Annotated in this window: 18 protein-coding genes; all 18 read right to left on the bottom strand. The window is 50.2% G+C overall.

Going from position 1 to position 22,507, the window contains the following annotated elements; all coding sequences use genetic code 11:
• Positions 1-171 precede the first annotated feature (171 nt).
• The 18 genes from IAG03_RS08030 to IAG03_RS07945 all read right to left on the bottom strand — a co-directional run bounded on the left by IAG03_RS08030 (position 172) and on the right by IAG03_RS07945 (position 22,495).
• The gene (locus tag IAG03_RS08030; RefSeq protein ID WP_249319604.1) at positions 172-3,360 is read right to left on the bottom strand and encodes a glycoside hydrolase family protein; all 3,189 of its coding nucleotides are present in this window, start codon (positions 3,358-3,360) and stop codon (positions 172-174) included.
• Between the two features lie 248 nt (positions 3,361-3,608).
• Positions 3,609-4,556 (bottom strand): nucleoside hydrolase, encoded by a 948-nt coding sequence (locus IAG03_RS08025; RefSeq protein WP_249319603.1) that lies wholly within the window; start codon positions 4,554-4,556, stop codon positions 3,609-3,611.
• Positions 4,540-6,336 (bottom strand): type 2 periplasmic-binding domain-containing protein, encoded by a 1,797-nt coding sequence (locus IAG03_RS08020; RefSeq protein ID WP_249319602.1) that lies wholly within the window; start codon positions 6,334-6,336, stop codon positions 4,540-4,542. The genes IAG03_RS08025 and IAG03_RS08020 overlap by 17 nt, the downstream gene beginning before the upstream one ends.
• Positions 6,337-6,377: 41 nt before the next feature.
• Positions 6,378-7,295 (bottom strand): carbohydrate ABC transporter permease, encoded by a 918-nt coding sequence (locus IAG03_RS08015; protein ID WP_249319601.1) that lies wholly within the window; start codon positions 7,293-7,295, stop codon positions 6,378-6,380.
• A gap of 2 nt (positions 7,296-7,297) precedes the next feature.
• Entirely contained in the window at positions 7,298-8,062 is a 765-nt protein-coding gene (locus IAG03_RS08010; RefSeq protein WP_249319600.1) for an ABC transporter permease, read from the bottom strand.
• A gap of 167 nt (positions 8,063-8,229) precedes the next feature.
• On the bottom strand, positions 8,230-9,201 hold the full coding sequence (locus IAG03_RS08005) for a sugar phosphate isomerase/epimerase family protein (protein WP_249319599.1): 972 nt from the start codon (positions 9,199-9,201) through the stop codon (positions 8,230-8,232).
• A 90-nt stretch (positions 9,202-9,291) separates the two neighbouring features.
• Positions 9,292-10,302 (bottom strand): substrate-binding domain-containing protein, encoded by a 1,011-nt coding sequence (locus tag IAG03_RS08000; protein ID WP_249319598.1) that lies wholly within the window; start codon positions 10,300-10,302, stop codon positions 9,292-9,294.
• Positions 10,303-11,504: 1,202 nt separating this feature from the next.
• Positions 11,505-12,677 (bottom strand): SpoIIE family protein phosphatase, encoded by a 1,173-nt coding sequence (locus tag IAG03_RS07995; protein ID WP_249319597.1) that lies wholly within the window; start codon positions 12,675-12,677, stop codon positions 11,505-11,507.
• A 53-nt stretch (positions 12,678-12,730) separates the two neighbouring features.
• A complete protein-coding gene (locus IAG03_RS07990) occupies positions 12,731-12,976 on the bottom strand; it encodes a (2Fe-2S) ferredoxin domain-containing protein (RefSeq protein ID WP_249319596.1) in 246 nt (81 codons plus the stop codon).
• A gap of 22 nt (positions 12,977-12,998) precedes the next feature.
• Positions 12,999-13,613 carry a redox-sensing transcriptional repressor Rex gene (locus IAG03_RS07985; protein WP_249319595.1) on the bottom strand — a complete coding sequence of 205 codons (615 nt, stop codon included), beginning with the start codon at positions 13,611-13,613 and terminating at the stop codon, positions 12,999-13,001.
• Between the two features lie 43 nt (positions 13,614-13,656).
• Positions 13,657-14,919 (bottom strand): aspartate-alanine antiporter-like transporter, encoded by a 1,263-nt coding sequence (locus tag IAG03_RS07980; protein WP_249319594.1) that lies wholly within the window; start codon positions 14,917-14,919, stop codon positions 13,657-13,659.
• 16 nt (positions 14,920-14,935) lie between these two features.
• Positions 14,936-16,546, bottom strand: a complete 1,611-nt coding sequence (locus IAG03_RS07975; RefSeq protein WP_249319593.1) for an FAD-dependent oxidoreductase — start codon at positions 16,544-16,546, stop codon at positions 14,936-14,938.
• A gap of 14 nt (positions 16,547-16,560) precedes the next feature.
• Positions 16,561-17,235, bottom strand: coding sequence for a 4Fe-4S dicluster domain-containing protein (locus IAG03_RS07970; protein ID WP_249319592.1), 675 nt, complete (start codon positions 17,233-17,235; stop codon positions 16,561-16,563).
• A gap of 16 nt (positions 17,236-17,251) precedes the next feature.
• On the bottom strand, positions 17,252-18,085 hold the full coding sequence (locus IAG03_RS07965) for an FAD/NAD(P)-binding protein (protein ID WP_249319591.1): 834 nt from the start codon (positions 18,083-18,085) through the stop codon (positions 17,252-17,254).
• Entirely contained in the window at positions 18,078-19,103 is a 1,026-nt protein-coding gene (locus IAG03_RS07960; protein ID WP_249319590.1) for a 4Fe-4S dicluster domain-containing protein, read from the bottom strand. The genes IAG03_RS07965 and IAG03_RS07960 overlap by 8 nt, the downstream gene beginning before the upstream one ends.
• Entirely contained in the window at positions 19,096-20,088 is a 993-nt protein-coding gene (locus tag IAG03_RS07955; RefSeq protein ID WP_249319589.1) for a 4Fe-4S dicluster domain-containing protein, read from the bottom strand. The genes IAG03_RS07960 and IAG03_RS07955 overlap by 8 nt, the downstream gene beginning before the upstream one ends.
• Complete coding sequence (locus IAG03_RS07950) at positions 20,076-20,510, bottom strand: hydrogenase iron-sulfur subunit (RefSeq protein WP_249319588.1); 435 nt, start codon at positions 20,508-20,510, stop codon at positions 20,076-20,078. Before IAG03_RS07950 ends, IAG03_RS07955 begins: the two co-directional genes overlap by 13 nt.
• Positions 20,501-22,495: a CoB--CoM heterodisulfide reductase iron-sulfur subunit A family protein gene (locus tag IAG03_RS07945; RefSeq protein WP_249319587.1), complete on the bottom strand. Its 1,995-nt coding sequence runs from the start codon at positions 22,493-22,495 to the stop codon at positions 20,501-20,503. Before IAG03_RS07945 ends, IAG03_RS07950 begins: the two co-directional genes overlap by 10 nt.
• Positions 22,496-22,507: the final 12 nt, after the last annotated feature.

The raw sequence follows: 22,507 nt of genomic DNA, 5'->3' as shown, positions 1-22,507 counted from the left end.
AATGCGGACGCTTTTTTCTATATCGAACAGACGCAAATTTTGCAGAAAAATGAAAGGATCCGAATTCATTCTCCCTCGCCCTCTGGAAAAGAACAGGCGGCAAATGCTTCTGGGCTCTTCAAAGTCCGGAATCATTCACCGCTACTGTTCCTGATTGCGGTAACGCTTATTTTATGAAACGACCAAAGAATGAATGCGGTACGTCCAGCTTGAGTCCGGAAACGGCCCCATAAATCCGCAGGAAAAAGCGACTTCCACCGTTTCCTGGTGCAGCATCCAACCATATTGATCTGTCACAAGACCGGTATTATGATTCCGCGGAAACCCTGTGTCCGACGGCCCGATTGTTTTTAAAGTCGACCAGGTGTGATTGTTTGGCGTCTGAAAGACGTCTCCCGGCAAGAAGCCTAGTGCCGCATTGTCAAAATCCGATAGATATGTAACTCGAAAATGGGAGGAAATGAACACCGGCTCCGCGACTCTGGGATTCGGATGGCAATCACTGACCGAAACAAATCGATTGTTTACGGGGTCGTAGCCAAAATCTCCATTATTCATAAAATCATTTTCTGTTCCTTCCAGATCGACAAGCCCCTGTGTCGGAAGCTCCGATGAAAATTCCCGCACCGGATTTTCTAAATTCGAAAAATTCCACCGTTCCACTTTGGTTGACGGATCTCCAATATTTCCCGAAGAATAGAACAGGAGTACCGTCCCGCTTTTATCCGCACTCACCAAACTTGGCTGACCATATCCCCACTGGAATTCATTGTCGTACGCCGGATTGCGGCAAAACGGCAGGAATGCATCGCCTCCGCCGATCCGAACCCATGGGCCAAGGGGGCTCTTCGCAGCTGCAAGACCAACCTCATTGTTTTGGCTGTCCGGACTTACCGATCCGGTATAGGCCATCAAGTATGAATACGTCTCGTTTTGATAGGCAAATTCACCTGCGACTACAGCCGGATCGCAGACATGCAGGGCATCAAATCCATCTTCCGACGGTGCAAGCGCAATTTGTTTTTCTCCCCACGTCCAATTTCCATCCGGCGTGCGGTCACCTTTTCGCACCGCAATATAATCCACGATTTCCCCGGAATTCATATTGCTGCAATAATATACATACCGCGTACTGGCATCTGTCTGGATGACAACCGGACAATAATTATAGATTTGGCCCGCATCGCCAAACCATTCCTCCGAAGCCGCAAACGGATAGGATTTCAGATAAATCCGATAGGACCAATTGGACTCCGGAACCGTTCCAAGCAGTCCCCGCGTAAAGACCACCTCGACATCGTCAGGCGACAGCATCCATCCATATGCATCCGTTACCAGGCCGGCATTATGGTTCCGCGGAAATCCGGTATCAGCGGAGCTTATGATCTTCATGGTGGACCAGGCGTTTGCCGTATTTTCCTCAAATACATCTCCCGGTTCAAAACCCGCTGTGCTCGCCGGCAAATCGGAGAGATACACGACCCGCAAGTGCGAAGAAAGAAACGTCGGCTCTGCATCTGTCGGGTTTGGATGACAGTCACTGACCGCAAAAAACCGGTTATGGGTCGGATCATACCCAAAATCCGCATTATTCATAAAATCATTCGGTGTTCCTGCCAAATTCGTAAGTCCCTGGCGCGGAAGTTCTTCAGAAAACGCCCGTGTTGGTGACGACAAGTCCGAAAAATCCCACCGTTCCACTTTTGTGGTTGTTCCGGTCGCCGTTCCCACGCTATAAAACAGCAAAACGGTTCCTTCTTTGTCTACGCTGACCAGACTCGGCTGGCCGCATCCCCACTGAAATGACTCTGCATGGGTATCATCCCGGGTAAACGGCACGATCGGATTGGAACTGAGCCGAATCCATGGGCCAAGCGGATTTTTCGCCACCGCCAACCCCACTGCATTGTTTTGACCGGTATTATCTGCGCAGCCCGTATATGCCATCAGATACGCATAATGGTCATTTTCATATGCGAAGGTTCCCGCAATGACAGAAGGATCCCCCACCTGCAAGGCGTCAAATCCGCTGGCAGCAGATGTCAGTGCGATTTGCTTTTCCTCCCAATTCCATTCTCCGGCTTCGGAACGCGTTCCTTTTCGCACCACAATCTGATTGACACCGCTGTACGCGCTCGCATTGCTGTTATAGTACACAAATCTTGTGTTTGCATCTGTTTGGATCACGGTTGCTCCATAATTATAGATTCCTTTGGCATCCTGAAATTGGATTCCGGAATCCGGAGCGAAAAAGTAAGATTTTGAACCGATCCGATAAGACCAATTCGAGTCGGGAAAGGCGCCCAATAAGCCGCGTGTAAATACAACTTCTACATCAAGATCAGAGAGCATCCATCCATATGCATCCGTGACGATTCCGGCATTGTGATTGCGGGGAAATCCCGTGTCAGACGGCTTTATGGTTTTCATGGTAGACCAGGCGTTTGCCGTATTTGCCTCAAATACGTCTCCCGGTTCAAAACCCGCTGTGCTCACCGGTAAATCGGAGAGATACACGACCCGCAAGTGCGAGGAAAGAAACGTCGGCTCTGCATCTGTCGGATTCGGATGACAGTCACTGACCGCAAAAAACCGGTTATAAATCGGATCATACCCAAAATCTGCATTGTTCATAAAATCACTCGGTGATTTTTCCAGATCCAGAAGCCCTTTTCTGGGAAGCTCTCTCGAGAATTCCCGCGCCGGGCTTGCAAGGTTTGAAAGATCCCAGCGTTCTACAATCGTCGTGGTTCCGCTGGCGCTTCCGACAGAATAAAACAACATCACTTTGCCAGCCTGATTGACGCTGACCAGACTCGGCTGACCATATCCCCACTGCGCCGTCTCCTCCTGGGCTTGAGTAAATGCAATCCAAGGGGTTCCCGCATTCACCCGTACCCACGGTCCCATAGGACTTTTCGATACCGCCATTCCAATCTGATGATTCTGTCCATCTGCACTGTTTGAAGCAGTATACGCCATCACATAGGAATACGCTTCGTTTTGGTAGGAAAATGTACCCGCAACAACAGAAGGATCGCTTACCTGCAAAGAATCAAACCCGCTCTCCGAAGGGGTCAGCATCGTCTGTTGGGCACCCCAAGTCCATTCTCCGGATTCTGAGCAGGTTCCCACTCGCGCTACGATCTGATTGGTACCGCCGTATACGCTTTCGTTGCGATTATAATAGACATATCGCGTAGTTTCATTTGTCTGGATTACGCAGGGACCGTAATTATAAAATCCTGCGTCGTCATCAAACCACATTTCTGAACTTACACTTTCTGAAAAAACGAACTGATATCCCGAAAACAAAACTGCAAAAAGGATCCCCAAGCTTAAGCACCGCATTCTTTTCATGTACCGCAACCTCCATGACGTCCGTCGTTTTTTGTCGGAATCAAGCAAAAAAGGTCAGAGAAATTCTCTGACCTTTTTTACTCCCCTAGCATGGTGTCCCAAACCAATGGATGAAACAGCCTGAGGCAGAAGCCCGTTCAGGAAGCCCCGATAAAAGCATGTTGGGTTCTTCCGCCTCATGCTGCAATCATCCCTTTCATACATTGCATCCACTGCGTCTGGCGTCTGTTTTTGAAGACTGCATATCGCTAATGTCCCGCTAACTTTTGATACAGGTCTTTATAAATCCTGTGTCTGTCTAAAAAGGTGGCCATGAACACCGAGTGGCGCGACGCATCCCATGCAAAGTCTCCCGCATTTGTAAGAATCGGACTGGATATCTGTTTGGTGCGGAACCAATTTTGATCGATCAAATAGGCCACTGCGCCAATGTCCCATATTTCTTTGCTCCAAGCCGGGTCAATTGGCATTTCCACAATTTTCTCATTGGGATCGACAGAAGGTCGATGTATCTGAAAGTCCTTCACGCGTTGAATGAGAAAATCGCAAAGTGCGCCACTTCCGCCCAAATTTGTTTCCAGATCGGCCATCGTTGTCAGCAAGTGCGATGTAACGCCGAATGCCGGAATGATCATGAGTTTCACGCCGCTGTCTAAAAGCGCCCTGCTTGCAGAGACATCAGACCACATATTAAACTCAATTGCCGGCTTTTCCAGCCAATATCCATGTCCCCCAAGCCAAATGACTGTGATTCGATCCCGAATCTCCGGGTACAGCTCTAACGCTGTCGCCACATTGGTCGGTGCGCCAATCGCAATTACAAACAGCTCTCGCGGATCTTCTGCTTTTGCACGGCGAACCAAATCCAGTACAGCCGGATTCGGCGCCGGCTTTAAGCCGGAGGACAAAAAGCTGGTCGCGCCGCGGAACACCATCTCTTCCCGCGGATCGTGCATAAGCCGCATGATATGAAGAATTTCCTGATAACTTTTCTCCATTCCATCTCCGGGACTCTCTGCACGATTGTTATAAAACGGCGCAGCATAAACGGCCTCTACGTCAAAGCGTTCCTGCGATAAAAGCAAGTAGGCCAGCGCAATTTGATCGTCAACTTCGTTATACGTATCCGTATCGAGAATGACACGAAGTTTTCCTTCCGGCACGCAAAAGTCGTTTTTCTTATCCATTTTCAGCATACCGATTATAGAGATCCTGATAAACCTTCAGCATATCCTGCAAATGCAGTTCATTCATTTGCGCTTCATAGCTGTCCCAATCATCAAAGCTCCACGCGCCGGAAATCAAATTCGCAAACAATTCAGACATATACGTATTCAATTCCGTTGAATACTTTGCAATCAGTTCCGTCTCTTCCGGTGTAGCCATCGCGACCGAAATTGCAAAGTCCGCATTCATGCCGTAGCGATCATTGGTTTCCAAATAGCCAAGCGCGGTATTGAGGTTCTCCCAGCCTGTCAAATTGTTTGCCTTTTCCAGATCTTCTTTCATGAATTCCGTAAAGTAAGCACCCGTTTGGAAGGATTTCGGTGAGTCATAGCTCAAGGATTCTCCCTTATATGTCAGGTAGCTTGCATTCATGCGCACGAACGGGAAAATGGTCTGGCTGACCAGGTTTTCGCCTTTGACCTTACCGTGTGTCTCTCTGGCATAGTCCGCTGTATAAGTGTAATTCAGAACCGGCACGCCGGCATCGTTAAAGTCATACGTTACGCCTTCCACACCATATTCGTGCCAATAATGATACCATTCGCTCCACAATACATCCATAACCGCTGCGGCCGCATCCAGATCCGCTGAACTGGAGAATCCCCACGGAGCGGTGATTTCCTGGCTGTATGCACACATGATCGCCGGATTGACGTCCTTCGAGCCTTCGATCTGACCCATGGTGACATATTTTGCCTCATTGTCAATCCCCGTCAAGAAGGTATTGGCATCCTTCGGATAATACGTATAAATTCCAACGGTGTTCTGCGGAATCGTCGAAGCAATATTCGTCCAGTATCCGTCATCCGAAAGATAAATAACGCCTGCTTCTACGCCTTTCTTTACAAATTCCACATAATCGCGGAAGCCGGGCTGGAAGAACGGAAGCACAGCTTCACCCGTATCTTCATCGATCTGGAACATATACGGTGCAAGACCGAACCACTGGGCAATACCATTTTTAAAATAGTCCGTACCGAAATCTACAAACATTCTCTCGTCCGGAATGCCATTTCCATTGACGTCATTTTCCTGGAACGCCTTCAAAACCTCAATAACCTCATCGGTCGTGGTCGGCATCGGCATATTGACCTTGTCGAGCCAGTCCTGCCGAATCAGAGGGACCCAGTTTTCGGATGCATTCCAATTGCGGAAATCGCCTCCAAAAGAGGGCGCGTTGTCCGCCAACCCGCGAATAAAGTAATCTTTGCCGTCGACATAGGTATCCAATTTTCTTAAATAGCTGGCTGCGCCGCCTTCGCCCCATGTCTTTTTGGCTGTTCCGTCTCCGTGATCCACCAACGTGTCCACATCATACAGTTTGCCGTCATCGATCAGATTGATCAGGGTAGAAGCGTCTACTAAGTACAGCAGTGTCAGATCCGCCAAATCGCTTGAGGCGATTCTTGTCTGTATGGTTGACTGCCACTGTTCAGAGCCGATCACTTCAAACTCAAGCTTGACGCCGTACTCCGCCATCTTGTCATTTAAGTAACCGATCATCTCATAGTCTTCCACATGATCGACGTTCCAATCGGTATATCCCGGCAGCTGCATGGATAAAACCGAAAACGGCTTGAGCTGTCCTTCTTCTCCAGAAGACAATTCCGACGAAGCAGCTTCGGACGCAGCAGAAGAAGAGGAAACCTGCGATGAATTTGTCGTGCCTGCATTACAACCGGAAACAACGAGAAGCAGCATACAGATCGCGATTACGAGTGAACACATTCTTTTTGTTTGATTTTTCATGCAATTCATCCTTTCAGCTTTTTACAGGTTACAGGAAACGCTCATTCTTTCAGAGATCCCAACATCACTCCTTTGACAAAAAACTTTTGGAAAAAGGGATATAAGATCATCATAGGAATCATGGAAACAAAGATCACCGTATACTTTAGCTGAGAATTGACCAGAAGCTCCTTTTGCGCGGCAAGTCTTTCGGCCTCTGTCAGCAGGGTATCCGCAAGTTTTACGGAATTTTCGACTAAGATACGCCGTAAATACAATTGCAGCGGCTGCCATTCCACTTTTGTCAGATACAGGAACGCGCTGAACCACCCATTCCATACGCCGACGATGGTATACAGTGCAATGACCGCCAAAATAGGCTTTGACGCGGGTAAATAAATGGACAATAAGATTTTCCAGTGGTTTGCGCCGTCCATCTTTGCCGCTTCCCGCAGAGATTCCGGAATGGTGCTGAAATATGATTTTACTAAGATGATGTACCAAATGCTAAAGGATCCCGTTAAAATCAGGGCAAACGGTGTATTATATAATCCAAGATTCAGGACCAGCAAATATGAAGGGATAATTCCACCGCTAAAGTACATCGGAATCAGTAAATAAGTGGTCAGGATCTTCCGCCCTTTCAAGCCTTTTACCGTAAGCGGATAGGCCGTTAACGTGCAGGTAATCAGCATGAGCACCAGCTGAGAGACGACATACAAAACGGTATTCCGAAACGAAAACCAGAACTGCGTATCTTTGAGCACACGGGCATACCCGTCCAAATAGAAGCCCTTTGGCCACCAATACACACGCATGGTCACTGCATACTCTGGACTGCTGAGCGATAAAATCAGTACGTAATAAACCGGGTAAATGGTTATAAACGCAATGCATGCTGCAAAAAAGTATATCAGGATCGTCGCAAAGAGATTTCCTTCCCGGATCCCTTTCTTTTTATCAATTCGTTTTTTCATCATGATTACCACAACCCATATCCAGCAAATTTATTACTTACCTTGTTTGCGACAAACGTAAGTCCAAAGCCGATGATCGATAAGAATAAACCAACTGCCGTTGAATAGCTGTATTTTCCCTGCTCGATGCCCATCCGGTAGACAAACGTACCGATGACATCACTCGTTTCATAGGTCGCCGACCGGTACAATAACAAGGCAAGTTCCGTATTGGACGTCAGCAGCGCTCCTAATTGCAGAATCAGCGTAATCGCAATGATGTTCCGCAGGCCCGGCAACGTGATGTAGAGCATCTGTTTCCAGCGATTGGCTCCATCGATCTTTGCAGATTCATATAAGGTCGGATCAATCGACGCCATCGTTGAAAAATAGAGCACACTCGAAAAGCCAAAATTTTTCCATACATTCGTAACCGTATAAATGGTTGGATAAGCCTTCGGCTGTACAATCCACTCTGTCGGCTGAACGCCAAACATTGCTAAAATATTATTCACCAATCCGTTTGGCTCCAAAAACGACAGAACCAGCCCGGCAACGACAACTGTGGAAATAAAGTAAGGCAAATAGCTGACGGTCTGCACGAATTTTTTAAAATGCAGATTTTTTACTTCATTCAGCAACAGTGCAAACAGAATCGGAATGGTAAACCCGAACAACAGATTCAGCAGGCTTAAACGGATTGTGTTCCAAATCAGCCTCGAAAAGAAAATACTGTTAATAAATGCAGTAAAATGTTCGAACCCGACCCAATTTGCATTTGCCAAAGACAAAAACTGTCTTCCGGGCACATAATCCTGAAACGCAATAATCAGTCCATACATGGGGATGTAGCAAAAGATAAAAATCAAAATAACCGTTGGCGCAAGCATGGTATATAGTTCTGCATTCTCGCGCCAAGATAAGCCACCCCTTTTTTTTACGCGCTTTCTCACAGCGTTCACGCCCCCAGCAGAATTTCACGGATATATCGTGTAGAAGCAACCGCATCCTGGTCCTTCAAAATTGCATCCATTTTTTCCGGATCGATTCGAGATGCTGTACGCTCCAGCATCGTCATCCAGTCCAGACTCTGCTGTGCTGCCTGCAGCGAATCCTCGCGATACGGATACTGGTCGATCGATAAGTACCCTTGATACCCTATTTTTTGCAGCCAGTAGAACAGCTCTAAGTATTCAATCGTATGGACAGAACCCGTGATCAAATCATCATCCCACATGCGGAAATTATCATTGATATGGATATGTGCCAGCCGATGGTGTTTCTGTGCCACACAGATTGCATCGGAAACATTCTCTCCTGCCAGAAGCGAATGCCCAAAATCGACCGTTACCCCAACATTCGGCAAGCCCGTCTTTTCTGCAAGATACAGCGCGCTGTATACGTTTGGAATTGAGCAATGATTGCGCGGCTCTTTCGGTTTATATTCCAGCGCAAACATGAGATCGGGTTCCCGGGAAGCAAGTGCATACAACCCTTGAATTAAGTACTCGTTTAGAGCGGCATAATCCGCCTGCAAAGGGTAATCAAATCCATCCTGCCCGTTCCAAATGCTGATTACCGGACAGGAAAGCGCATGTGCGGTCTCGCAGATCCGCAATGTACTGTCAATCGCTTCCTGCCTTACAGCAGCATCCGGTGCGGTAAAGGCGCCTTTTCCCCAATACTTTGTTCCAAAATGATCCGGAATAATTGATACCACCGGAAGACCGACCTCTTCGAGCATGCTTTTGATTTCCTGCGTATTGTTCGGGCGAATATGCCAGGTACCAACCAGTTCGACGCCGTCCACGCCTTTTAGTTTTTTTAGTTGCTGGAATAATTCTTTCAGCGAAACGGGAGCGTCATACCCTTCGGTCACATATCGGTCCGAACAAGATCCCAAATTGCTTAAAATGATCGAACGTTTCATTTCACCAAACTCCTTTATTTATGTAAATTTTAAAACGTTTTAAATTATTACAAAAAATTTTTGGATTCCCGATATTTTGCATTTCCACCTTTATTTTCCTTCCGTGGAAGCGCGTTTCACAATGTGTGTTGGAATCAAAATTTCTGTATTTGCGCTTGTCTGATTGGAGATGCGATCCATAAGCAGATCCACACTGCCCTCTGCAATTTTTTTGACGTCCTGTACAACGGTCGTCAGCGTGACAACCGAAATCTGCGCAAATAAGGAATCATCAAATCCGGTCACTGCAACATCTTCCGGAACCTTGATTCCCTGGCGCATTAAGGTGTTGATGACGCCAATTGCCATCGTGTCGTTGACACACATGATGACATCGATCTTTTTTTTCTGCTGCAAATACTGGTGAATCGTTTCCGAGGCTGTATCATAGTCCACAGCCTGCACACGAACAATTTCATTCGATACATCCTTTTCGTTTTTCAGCGCACGCAAAAATCCGTTTTCACGCAAACGCAGAGTCAAAACGTTTTCCGGACCAGTCAGCAATAAGAAGGAACGGTACCCCTTCTCTGCCAGCAAATAGCGCGTAAGACTATACATTCCCGTCTCTAAATCGCACATCACATAAGGCGCCGATACATCTTCATATCTGCTCGAAGAAAACACAAACGGAATCGAATTTGTTTTAAAATACCGCAAATAGTCCGGATTGAAATTGGAGACGTTAACCGGTGCGATCACGACACCTTCTGCACAGTTCTCAATCATCGCCAGGACATTTTCTTTTTCTTTATGGACATTATTGTTCGAGATGGATACAAATAGCCGGTATCCAACCTTTTGACAATACCGATTGATATGTTTGACCAGCTCCGAATAATACACATTCTCAATATCCGGAATAATCAGCCCGAGCATCCCGCTCTTTTTTCGCACCAAGCTTCTTGCAAGCGAATTGGGAATATACCCCATCTCATCCGCCATTTTCTGTACGCGGATGCGCGTTTCCGCTTTTACAATTTTATTTCCATTTAACGCCAGAGATACCGTCGCTTCCGATAAACCTAACCGTTCAGCGATATCTTTCAGACCAACACTCACATGAAACCCGCCTATTTAAAACGATTTAAATTTTTCTTTACCCATATTGTAATTTCAAAGCCTGCATTTGTCAATAGTTTTATTTAATGTTTTTTATCATTATATATAAAATTTATAAATTTTGCAGAACATTTTTGGTTTTCAGACTTTTTGCGATCGGAACAAACACGCCTTCCCATTTTTTCTTCCGCTGCGCTTTTCGGCATTTCGATCCGTCCCGTACTGGAAGCCTACTTTTTTCAAACCGCCTCATCGATAGCAGACCGCAAAAACGGGCAAAAAAATCGCGGAAAATCCAAAGACTTCCGCGATGATGCATACTGCAGAAAACCAGTTCATATGTCCAGAACGCAAAACTGCTGCGCCCAAAAGACAACGCTGCAAGGGCGCATTGTGCATCAAAACATGCACAACAATATTCCGGCGTAAAAACAACGCAAAGACAAGGCAATCGATTTTCTATTCCTGAGAACTTGCCAGAATGGATTATGAAAAAGCAAAGCAACGCATAAAAACACCGCCCTGCCGATTGGCGGGCGGTTATTCAGAATCTGGATATTGGTTTAGAATTTCCTGAAAATCTCTCGCAAGCAGCTATTCTTCCGGAACTTTGCCGTCGAAAAGCTCGCATTCTTCGTCGTAAGAATGATCAATTGGATGTTTTTTTAAACTTCCTCATCCTTTTGCGATCTTGTGGTGTAATAGTTGAGTCCACAATCGCCAATCTCCATTAAAAGATCTTGTATACAATCCACATATCGCTCTGGCTCACTTAAAAAGTATGGGTGTTTTAACTTTACCTTTTCCCAAAGTCGGTAAAACTCTATAACAGAAAAACTTTTTGTTTTTTCCACCGCATACACCGCGCCGCTATTTCCAAGCACTGTTAGCATAATTATGTTGGGCGATTTTGCAAACACCAGCAAATCCGCGCGCGTAAACGTTCCACCTGTCGGATGGGTATGCGCCGCAATATACCAGAACGGCTATTTGGAAATTTTGACGCTTGCCGATGCGGCTTTTCCTGCCGCGATATCCAATCTGTCCGCAAAAAAATCTGTGCAACAGCTGCGCACGGGCACGGGTTGGAAGTCACAGGGCATGCTGTCGGCCGTTTTTGCGCCGAAATGACAAAAACAGACCTGTAAAAAAGTAGACCGGCCGAAACGCTGTTCTGCGTTCGCCGCGTCTGTGGTTTCGTCTTAAAAATAACTGACCTTCAGGTTTTTGCCCATCTGTTTTAAGCAGGAGGAAAGTTCTTCAACAAGATTCATCTTAATATTAAAGTGGATTGGCAGATCCGGGTTTTGATGCGCCGGATTGATCGCTCTGCCGACATAGAAATTGATATCCGTTGCTTCTTCAAACAGCAGCCGGCAAATTTGCGACGCACCGTCTTTTCCGGTGCTCCATTCCTGGAATTTCTCGTTTGTGTCCAGAAAATCCTTGGCGTATTCGATCACTCTGCTGATGGTGATAACGCCCTCCGTCACAAGATCCACGCCCTCAATCGCCGCAGTCGGCGGAACATCGCTCCGCTCATAGACAAGGCTCGCCTGTATCGGTTTGTTCAAATACGATGCAACGATCGAAGAGGTTGTGCCGCCGCAGACAATGTGCTTGCCTTCTTTTGAGAAAAACAGCGACATCATTCGTCCGCAGTCGTCACGGTTTCTCGGCGGGCCAAACAGGATATTGACCGGATTGCGTTCACGGATCCGCACCACACATGCCGTCGCGTCGTCTCCGGGCCGGTGGCCGTATAGGCGGTCACATTCATTGACAAGAAGCGTCGCCAGCGTCTTGGCGTGGTGCCCTGCCGGCACGAACTGCTTCATGAATTCTGCGATGTCCTCGTGCTTCCAGCCGAAATTATAGGCCATTCCGATTCCTGCATGCGGACATCCGTCGCTCATTGCAACAAAGACGTCCCCCTCCTGCAGCTTAATTGACGACATAAAAATACTCTTGCCGCCAATCGTCCGCTCCGTTTTCGGATAATCGTAGATTTCGCCTTCACGGATCATAATCACCTGCGGATTGTCATACTGGATGAGCTCCGCGGTCGAATTCTCTACCAGATGGATAATGGTAAACGTCGAGTATGCAACACCGCGCACCGAACAGATCGGCAGCGTCGCGGCAATTGTCGAGACGCACGCCTCAACCGGCATGCCTTCCGCCATCATCGTCGAGATAATCTTGGAAGTCAGCGTCGAGAGGATGCTTGCTTTCACACCGCTGCCGAGACCGTCCGCCAGAACAATCACAGTGGAATCTTCATTCTGGGAGACGATATCCACATGGTCCCCGCAAAGCTGTTCGCCCTCATGATTGATGCTTTTCCATCCAATGTCCGCACACAAATGATTCATGCCGATTGACTCCTTTGCCTAAATCCGTACCGTTCTGCGATTTGAAGCTGCGATTACGCGCTGAGTTTCGGCAGGATTTCCGTTTTGAAAAAGCTGTCGACAGAATCCGGCGACACAGAGTGGAACACACCGTCTACCGTTACGCAGACGCCCTGCTGACATTTTCCCACACAAAAGCTTCCTGCAAGTTCCACCTGATCTGTCAGATTGTGTGCTGCAAGCAGCTGCTGGAGTCGTTCGACCACCTGGCGGGAACCTTTAATGTGACAGGAAGAGCCGATACAGATTGTAATTTTCATGGTGTGTTCCTTTCCAAACAATTTAAATCTTTTTCTTTAAATATGCAAGCGAGAGCCCCATATTCTCATACTGAACCGGAATTTCTTCCGGAACAGAAAGCGTACAGGGCGCAAAACACCAGATGGCACGAATTCCATTTGCAACCATTCGGTCGCAAACTTCCTGCGCATTGGGGGCCGGAACGGTAATGACCCCAATGCGCACGGCATGCGACTGACAGAAGGCAGCAAAGGAATCCATGGCATAAATCGGTTTGCCGGTCTTGCTGTACGCCGTTTCGGACACCGCAATGTCAAAGGCCGCGACAATCTGAAGGCCATATTCCGCAAATCCGCTATAGTCAAGCAACGCCCTGCCGAGCTTTCCGGCGCCGACGATCACAACACTGCTGTTCTCGTCGTTCGTCAGAAATTTCTCCAGCGCCGCAATCAGCTCCTGAATCTGATACCCGGTTTTGGGTCTGCCGGCGCCGCTTACCGCGCCAAGATCCTTACGGACCTGTACTTCGCCAAGCCCAAGTGCTCTGGCAAGCGCAGTCGCAGAAATATTTTCGGCATGATGATTCGTTTCCTTCAAATATTTCAGATAGATCGGAATGCGGCCCATTGTCGCACGTGAAACTTCCATTTGCTTCATGAATTCCACCTCCTGTTCAGAATAAAATCTAGTTTTTAACAGACTAACCGAAGATCACAATCAGGAACTGCGAAACCAAAACGACCGCAAGCAGCGCGATCGGATACGTTGCAGCATAGGCGGCCGCCACATCTTCGGTGCCGGCAACGTTAATGAGCGTGCCGAGCGCAGGCGTAGAGGTCATGCCGCCCGTAATGGAGCCCAGATTGTTGAGCAGGCTGAGTTTTAAGATGTACTTTGCAATCAGGTAACCGACAATCATCGGAACCAGCGTCATAATCGCGCCATAGAGGAAGTAAACCGGCTTAAAGTACTTGACAAAGTTTGCACCGCCCGCAACACCTGCGCCGATCAGGAAGAGCATGAGGCCGAGTTCGCGCAGATTTTCGAGTGTTTTCTTCGGCGGCATAATGTTGACGCGTCCGATTCTCGAAAAATGTCCGAATACGAGCGCCGTAACCAGCGCGCCGCCGGTCGTGGTCAGAGAGAAGCAAGTCCCGGAAAGCCCCTGCGAAGAAAGCGGAATGCGGATATTGCCGATTACAAGGCCGATCAGCGCCGCCAGGCCGAATGCACCAAGTCCCATCGGATCGATGTCGATCAGCTTGCCGGAATAGGTCTTTGCTGTGCCCATATCCACGCTCGCAAGTTTCTTGCGCTCCTCTTCCATATTGGCTTTGGTGAATTTTGGAATCAGCTGGACAAACAGCACGACGCCGACCACACCGAACAGATACGCGATGCCATGTCCGACGGTGACAGCCGCTTCGCACGCTGCCGACATTTCCGGATCATTGACATACAGGTTCTTTACCGTTTCTTTTGCGGCAGAGAAGCCCGGTGTTGTCGTCAGAGAGCCGGAAAGCAGACCGTCGAGCATCGCAATAAACTCGCTGGAATTACTCTCGCTGCCTCTGCCGATATAATAGCAGGCTACACAGGTCAGGCCGCCTGCAAGAATAATCGATACGCCGAGCAAAATGTAGGATTTAAAATTCTTCTTGAGGTTTTTGAAGAATTTCGGTCCGGCAATAAACCCGACGGAAGTCACGAAAAACACGAGGCCCGTGTTTTCGACAATTTTTAAGCCGTTCGACGTCACTTCTGCGGATTTGAGTGCCGTCGAAAGGTCTTCATAAAAAAGCGCGCCAAAAAGCAGTGCAACGATAAACACACCTGCTGTACCGAGCGACACGCCCTTTATGGTGATGCGCCCGAGCAAATATCCGAGCGCGACAATCACCATAATAGAAAACATTAAAAAGGAAATCCCCGAGACGTTAATTACGCCGCCAAATAGACTCATTACCCCCGTACCCCTTTCACTTAATACCGTTTTTCTTATTGCGATAATCCGGTAACAGCTTCGGAGATACTGTGTCGGTTTCGATGCCGGCCGCTTCGCGCTCTGCGTCGAATTTCGCGATATGCGCAAGGGTCAGCTTGCCAACTTTCACATCTTTTGCCTTTGCGGAGGCGTTCTGTCCGGCGTTGCGTCCGAATACAATCACGTCGAGCAGCGAGTTGCCCATCAGACGGTTGCGTCCGTGGATTCCGCCGACAGCCTCGCCGGCTACAAAGAGATTTTCGACATTTGTCGTCATACCGTTTACGTTGATATCGAGTCCGCCGTTCTGATAGTGAAGCGTCGGATAGACAAGGATCGGTTCCTTGCGGATATCGATGCCATAGGTTGCGAACATCCGCATCATGGCCGGAATGCGCTTTTCAATCGTGCCTTCGCCGCCGATTGCTTCGATCATCGGCGTATCGAGCCAAACAGCTTCTCCGCTTCCGGTATCAACGCCTTCTGCACGGTCGGAGCACTCGCGGATGATGGAAGCTGCCGCAACGTCACGCGTCTCCAAAGGATGCATAAAGACTTTGCCGTCCCGGTTGACGAGCTTTGCGCCGAGGGAACGAACTTTTTCCGTAACCAGTGCACCGAAAATCTGCTGCGGATAAGCGGCGCCTGTCGGATGATACTGCAACGTATCCGCATAGAGCAGCTTTGCGCCGACACGATAGCCAAGCACCAGACCGTCCGCCGTTGCACCGTAGTGGTTCGACGTCGGGAAGCCCTGATAATGCATCCGTCCTGCACCGCCGGTTGCGATGATTACGGTCTTTGCACGCGCAACCATAAGCTCATGTGTTTCCATATTCATCAGCACTGCACCTGCCGCTTTGCCGTCCTCGTCGAGGATCAGTTCAATGGCAGCGGTGAAATCGACGATTTCAATGCCGCGGTTGATCACTTCATCACGCAGTGTCCGCATGATTTCTGCACCGGAATAGTCCTTCGCCGCGTGCATACGCTTACGGGATGTTCCGCCGCCGTGGGTGGTAATCATTGTGCCGTCCGGCGCCTTGTCGAACTCGACGCCGAGATCGTTGAGCCACTGAATCGCTTCCGGCGCATCGCAGACGAGTTTCGCAAGCAGATCGCGCTTTGCCGCATAGTGACCGCCGCCGAAGGCATCAACAAAGTGAATTGCCGGAGAATCGTTCGGCTTATCCGCAGCCTGGATACCGCCCTCCGCCATCATGGTATTGGCGTCGCCGATCCGAAGCTTCGTGACGATCATCGTCTTCGCGCCGGCCTCGTCCGCCTCGATTGCCGCGGAAGCACCTGCGCCGCCGCCGCCGATGATCAGGACGTCGACATCATATTTGATATCGTCGAGATCAATGTCCGCTGCGCTGATCCGGCTGTGGGCCTGCAGCATCTCGCACAGCTCGTGCGGAACCTTCTCCCCTTTATTCGGGCCGATCTGCAGCGTAGAAAACTCACTCTTTTTATAGTCCGGATGGTATGCTGCGAGAAGATCATCCTTCTCCTGCGCCGTCATTCGGACCGGTTCGTAGGCAATGTTTGCTGCTCTTGCAGCCTCCACCGCTGCCAGGGACTCCTGAAATTCTTTCGAATACATGGATCTTCTCCTCCTTACTTCTCAATCTCCCGGTTGTTGTAAAGCTCCTTGATCTCGTCAACCGGCTTCTGCATCAACGCCTCGATCAGCTCCGTGAAGGTGCCGTCGTGAATTTCCTTGACGCGGTTCGCAAGATGTTCGGTCTTCGGAGCAAGATATTTCCCGTTCAGGCGGCGCGCCAGCATGGCGACCTGCGGATGGGAAATTCCGGCCGGGCAGCGGGAGGAACATACGCCGCACATGACGCAGTCAAAGGATTCCTCGGCGCATTTGTCGAATTCACCGCGCTGCGCATAAGCGATGTACTGCATGACATTGAGGTCCTGCGTGCAGCTCTTCGTGCAGGCATTGCAGCCGACGCAAGCATAAATTTCCGGATAAAGCTGCATCATGATCTGCTCGGTGGGTTTGATTTTCTCGATATCGTAGACCTGTTTGACCAGCGGGAAAAACGGAAGCGTTGCGACATACATGTCGTTTTCAACCTTTGTCTGGCACGCAAGGCAGGTTTTCAGTTCGCGATCGCCTTTGATGCGGTAGATTGTCGCACACGCACCGCAGAACCCATTCCGGCAGCCGCATCCGCGGACAAGCTGGTAGCCTGCGTATTCCATTGCGCGCATGATTGTCAGATTGTCGGGTACGCTGTACTGCTTACCGAACAGGTAAATGTTCGCCATCTTTTCCATGTTCCAATTCTCCTTATCAATATTCATCCGGAAGTTCGTCGATTTCATCGCAGCGGAACACCGGGCCGTCCTTGCAGACATATTTTGAGCCGATATTGCAGCGGCCGCATTTTCCAATGCCGCATTTCATGCGAAGTTCCATCGTGGTATACACCTGCGTTTTGTCAAAGCCGATTTCCTGCAGGCCGGCAAGGGTAAATTTGATCATGATCGGCGGTCCGCAGAGCACAGCGATTTTATCGGTGGAAAACCCGAGTTCTTTGACATAATTCGGTACGAACCCGACATGTCCGTCCCATTCCGGCTGTTCGCGGTCAATCGTCAGGTGGACGTTCACGCCGCTGTCCTTCGACCATTCGTCGATGATTTCGCGGTAATCGACGAGATCCTGCATGCTGCGGGATCCGTATACGATGTCAATCTTGCCGTAACGGTCGCGGTAGTGGCGGCAGTAGTTGATGACGGAGCGCAGCGGCGCCAGGCCGATACCGCCGGCGATAAAGAGCATGTCATGTCCGGCAAAAGCAGTATCGACCGGAAATGCATTGCCGTACGGTCCGCGGATTGTAATCTGCTGGCCGACCTCCATCGAGTGCAGCCACTGGGTCACGCATCCGCATTTTTTAATGGAAAACTCCATAAATTCGGTGTTTGTCGGCGAAGAAGTGATCGAAAACATCGCCTCGCCGACGCCCGGAACCGACAGCATCGCGCACTGGCCGGGCTTGTGTTCGAACGCCTTTTTTCCGTCAGGCGTCACAACACGGAAGGTCTTGACGTCCGGGGTATCGATGCGGATATCGGTGACGACGCCTACCACGGGGATCAACGGCTCTTTCCGATTAAGCATGTTCACAACCTCCTAACGCTTTCATGACCTTGACAATATTCATCTGGATCGGACATTTTGCAAGACACCGGCCACAGCCGACGCAGGAAAACAGTCCGTCGTTGTTGGTGGGATAATACACGAGTTTGTGCATGAACCGCTGGCGGAAACGCTCAAGCTGCGTCAGACGGGGCTGTCCGGCCGACATTTTGGTAAAGTCGGAGTACATGCAGGAATCCCAGCAGCGGAAACGCTTGACACCGTGTCCGGTATCGAAATCCTTGATGTCGTAGCACTGGCAGGTCGGGCAGACAAACGTGCAGGTTCCGCATCCGAGGCAGGACTGCGAGAGCGCCTTCCATTCCGGTGCGTCAAAGAATTCCGCGGTCTTTCCGGCGCCGAAAGCCTGTGCAGAAAGCGATGCAAGCGGCAGCTTTTTCATGCGCTCGCCGATCAGCTCCTTCTGTGCGGCAACGGCATCGCCGTCTGCTTCTTCCGTCACATCGGAAAGCTTCTCAAGAATCGCTTTGCCCTTCTCCGTCTTGGCGTCGAGGTAAATCGCGTCATCAGTCTTATAGCAGACAACATCGCCCTCCGGGTTTGCCGCATCAATGCCAAAGGTACCGCAGAAGCAGGTTTCCACCGGCTTTGTGCAGGCCATGGAGAAGATCGCGCCGTGTTCCCGGCGGTTCTGGTAATAGGTATCGACAGGATCCGCAAGGAATACCCGGTCGAGAATTTCAAAGCTCTTTACATCGCAGGCACGCACGCCGAAGAGGACAAAATCCTCGCACTCTTTGCGCGTATCGATGATTTCGATGGTTTTGCCTTCCACTTTAAAGTCCATGAGGTTTTCCGTCTGCGGAAAGAAGAAATCTTTCGCGCTTCTGACGGTGTTGAGCGCATTCGAAAGCGTTTTTCCGCTCTCCCACGGCTCAAATTTTGCACCGGCTTCGGTGTCGACCGGCAGATAAAGCTTCTGTCCGGCTGCGATTGCGGAAAAGAAGGCATCTAATTTTTCAAGTGCTACTTTACGCATTCTCGTCACCTCTTTCTACCGCTTCGCTCGGCTCCAGATCGTCGGTCGTGTAATTCACGATCGGCGCACGGCTGCCAACCTCGGCGCCCGCCTGGTATTCCCCATAGAACGCATCGATGTCTTTTATGAATTTCCGGTTGAGCAGATGCAGCGGAATGTGCTGCGGACATACTCTCGAACATTCCCCACAGTCGGTGCAGCGTCCGGCCACATGGAATGCGCGGATGATATGGAACATCTGCTCCTCAAAAGAGGTTGCAGGCGCTTTGTTTTCCACGCCGGAATTCGGGTTGTCAAATACGCATCTCTCGCAGGTGCAGGCCGGACAAATATCACGGCAGGCATTGCAGCGGATGCAGCGGGAAAGCTCGTTCTGCCAGAATGCAAAGCGCTCATCCGGCGTCATTTTTTCGATTTTATCGACTTCGTCAAACCGCTTGCTGTCGAGGATCTCGCCGTCTTCGCCGAGCAGCTCATCATAAGCCACATGCTGTTTCGATTTGCAGTTTGTGCAGCGATCCGGCAGCATCGCGCTGCGGTCGAGTGCCAACGTGCCGTCGTAGAGCGTATCGACCAGAACCTGTTCCCCATCGACCCGAATCGCAGCGATGCCTTCTGCCTGCTCCTTGATTCGGCCGGCATCCAGCATTCCGCTGCAGGGTACGCCGACGACGTACACTTTTTCGCGGTTAAAGCGGTGTTCTGTCAGGAGCTGGTTGAAGCTGTAGGTATCACAGGGCTTTAAAAACACCAGAATCTTCTGTTCGCTCTTTCCGGTCTCTTTTACAAGATACTTCGAAAAGTTTGCGCCGCAAAAATCATTCCAGACAAAGCTTTCGGCGAGTTCTTCCGCCGTATGGAAAACTGCGGGCGTTACATCGTAGTCGAATTCTCCGGCCTTCCATCCGAGGACACGGTCAACCGTACCGTTTTCCAGCATCTCGGAAGCCTTGGATACGAGAATTTCGCGTGTTATTTCTTGCATCGCAAATCCTCCAATCTTTTGTTTTCGCCGAGAGCTGCAACCTTCTCTACGAAATCATTCATCGTTGCGGCAAATTTCGCGCCTTCCGCCGCGCTGACCCATTCAACGCGGGTCCGTTCGCGTTCAATGCCCAGATAGTCGAGCATCGAGAATAAGAGCGCCATCCGGCGGCGTGTGTAGTAGTTGCCGGACGTGTAGTGGCAGTCTCCGGGATGGCATCCGCAAAGGATGACCCCGTCAGCACCGCGTTGGAACGCACGCAGAATGAACATGGGATTCACCCGGCAAGAGCAGGGCACGCGGATGATCTTGACGTCCGCAGGGTAATTGAGACGGTTGTTTCCTGCCAGATCGGCGCCGGCATAGGAGCACCAATTACAGCAGAATGCCACAATAAGCGGCTTATATCCATTTACTTGCATATTGCGTCTACCTCCGCCATAATTTGTTTATTCATGAACCCGCGCAGATCCATCGCGCCGGACATACAGGCAACCGTGCAGGCGCCGCAGCCCTGGCACACAGCCTCGTTGACAACGGCGATCCGGCGGACCTTCGTCGTACGGTCAGGCATACGGAATTCTTTCTCCTGATAGGTAATGGCGCCGTACGGGCAAACCTTTTCACAGGTGGAGCAGCCGTTGCACATCCACTCGTCCGAGTGCGCAACGCAGGGGTTGCCGGTCAGCTTATCCTTGCAGAGCAGGCCGATGACCTTCGAAGCGGCGGCGCCTGCCTGGGAAACGGTCTCCGGAATGTCCTTCGGGCCCTGGCAGGTTCCGGAAAGGAACACACCGGCTGTCGGGCTTTCGACCGGGCGAAGCTTCGGATGCGCTTCGGTGAAGAAGTCGTTGGTATCCATGCTGGCGGTGAGCATCGTTGCGAGCGGTCTTGCGGATTTATCCGGCTCAATCGCCGCAGCAAGCACGACGAGGTCAGCGTCGATATGCAGCTGTTTGCCGTCGAGCAGATCGGATGCCTGCACCTTGAGGACTTTGCCCTCCGGAGAAACCTTTCCGACCATACCCTTGATGTAGTGCACGCCGTATTCCTCGACCGCGCGGCGGTAGAATTCGTCGAAGTTTTTGCCCGGGGTACGCACGTCAATGTAGAAGACATAGACATCGGTATCCGGATATTTATCGCGGATGAGCATCGCGTGTTTTGCGGTGTACATGCAGCAGATCTTCGAGCAGTATTCCTTGCCCTTTTCCGCGCAGGCCTCGCAGCGCGAACCGACGCACTGGACAAAGACGATCGTATGCGGATGTTCTCCATCAGACGGGCGCAGGAGCGTGCCGCCTGTCGGGCCTGCCGCATTCATCAGACGTTCGAGTTCCAGAGAGGTGATGACGTCTTTCGACTGGGAATACGCGAATTCGTCAAATTTCTCCATAGAGATCGGATTAAAGCCGGTCGCAACGACAATCGCGCCGTACTTTTCTTCGATCATCTCATCTTTTGCGGTATAATCAATGGCGCCTGCGGTGCAAACCTTGGAACATACGCCGCATTTGCCGGTTTTGAGTTTCGTGCAGTAGTTCGGGTCGATGGTGGCAACCTTCGGGACAGCCTGCGCAAACGGGATATAGATTGCACGGCGGTTGTCCATACCGAGGTTGAATTCATTCGGCACCTTTTTCTGCGGACATTTTTCGGTGCAAAGGCCGCAGCCGGTACAGATTTCTTCCTTGACGTATCTTGCCTTGCGCTTGATCGTCACATCGAAATTGCCGACAAAGCCTTTAACATCGGTCACTTCCGAATACGAGAAAATGCGGATTTTCTCATTCTGCGCAACGTCCACCATCTTCGGGGTCAGAATACAGGCAGCACAGTCAAGCGTCGGGAACGTCTTATCGAGCTGCGCCATCTTTCCGCCGATCGTCGGTTTGGTTTCCACGATATCGACCGGGAAGCCTGCGTCGGCGATGTCAAGTGCGGTCTGGATGCCGGCGATTCCGCCGCCGATGACCAGCGCGCGCTTGGTGACCGGGCTTTCGCCAGGCGTCAGCGGCGTGTTGAGATTGACTTTTGCAACGGCTGCTTTGCCGAGGATGATTGCCTTTTCGGTGCCGATTGGCATTTCCTTATGTACCCAGGAGCACTGCTCACGGATATTGGCGATCTCCACCATATAGGGGTTCAGTCCTGCGGCAGCCGCCGTTTTGCGGAAGGTCGCCTCGTGCATCCGGGGTGAGCAGGAACAGACAACGATGCCGGTCAGATGATGTTCCGCGACTGCATCCTTAATCAGGTTTTGTCCCGCCTGTGAGCACATGTACTGATAATCGGTGGAGAAAACGACACCCGGCTCGTTTTCCAAAGCCTTTGCAACGGCTTTGACGTCTACCGTACCGGCAATGTTGGTGCCGCAGTGGCAGACAAATACTCCAATTCTCTGCATGGTCCGTTTCTC

Origin of the sequence: Yeguia hominis (assembly GCF_014384705.1) — a bacterium.
GTDB classification, from domain to species: domain Bacteria; phylum Bacillota; class Clostridia; order Oscillospirales; family Acutalibacteraceae; genus Yeguia; species Yeguia hominis.
The sequence above is the reverse complement of the archived record's forward strand: the minus strand, read 5'-3'. Positions and strand labels throughout refer to the sequence as shown.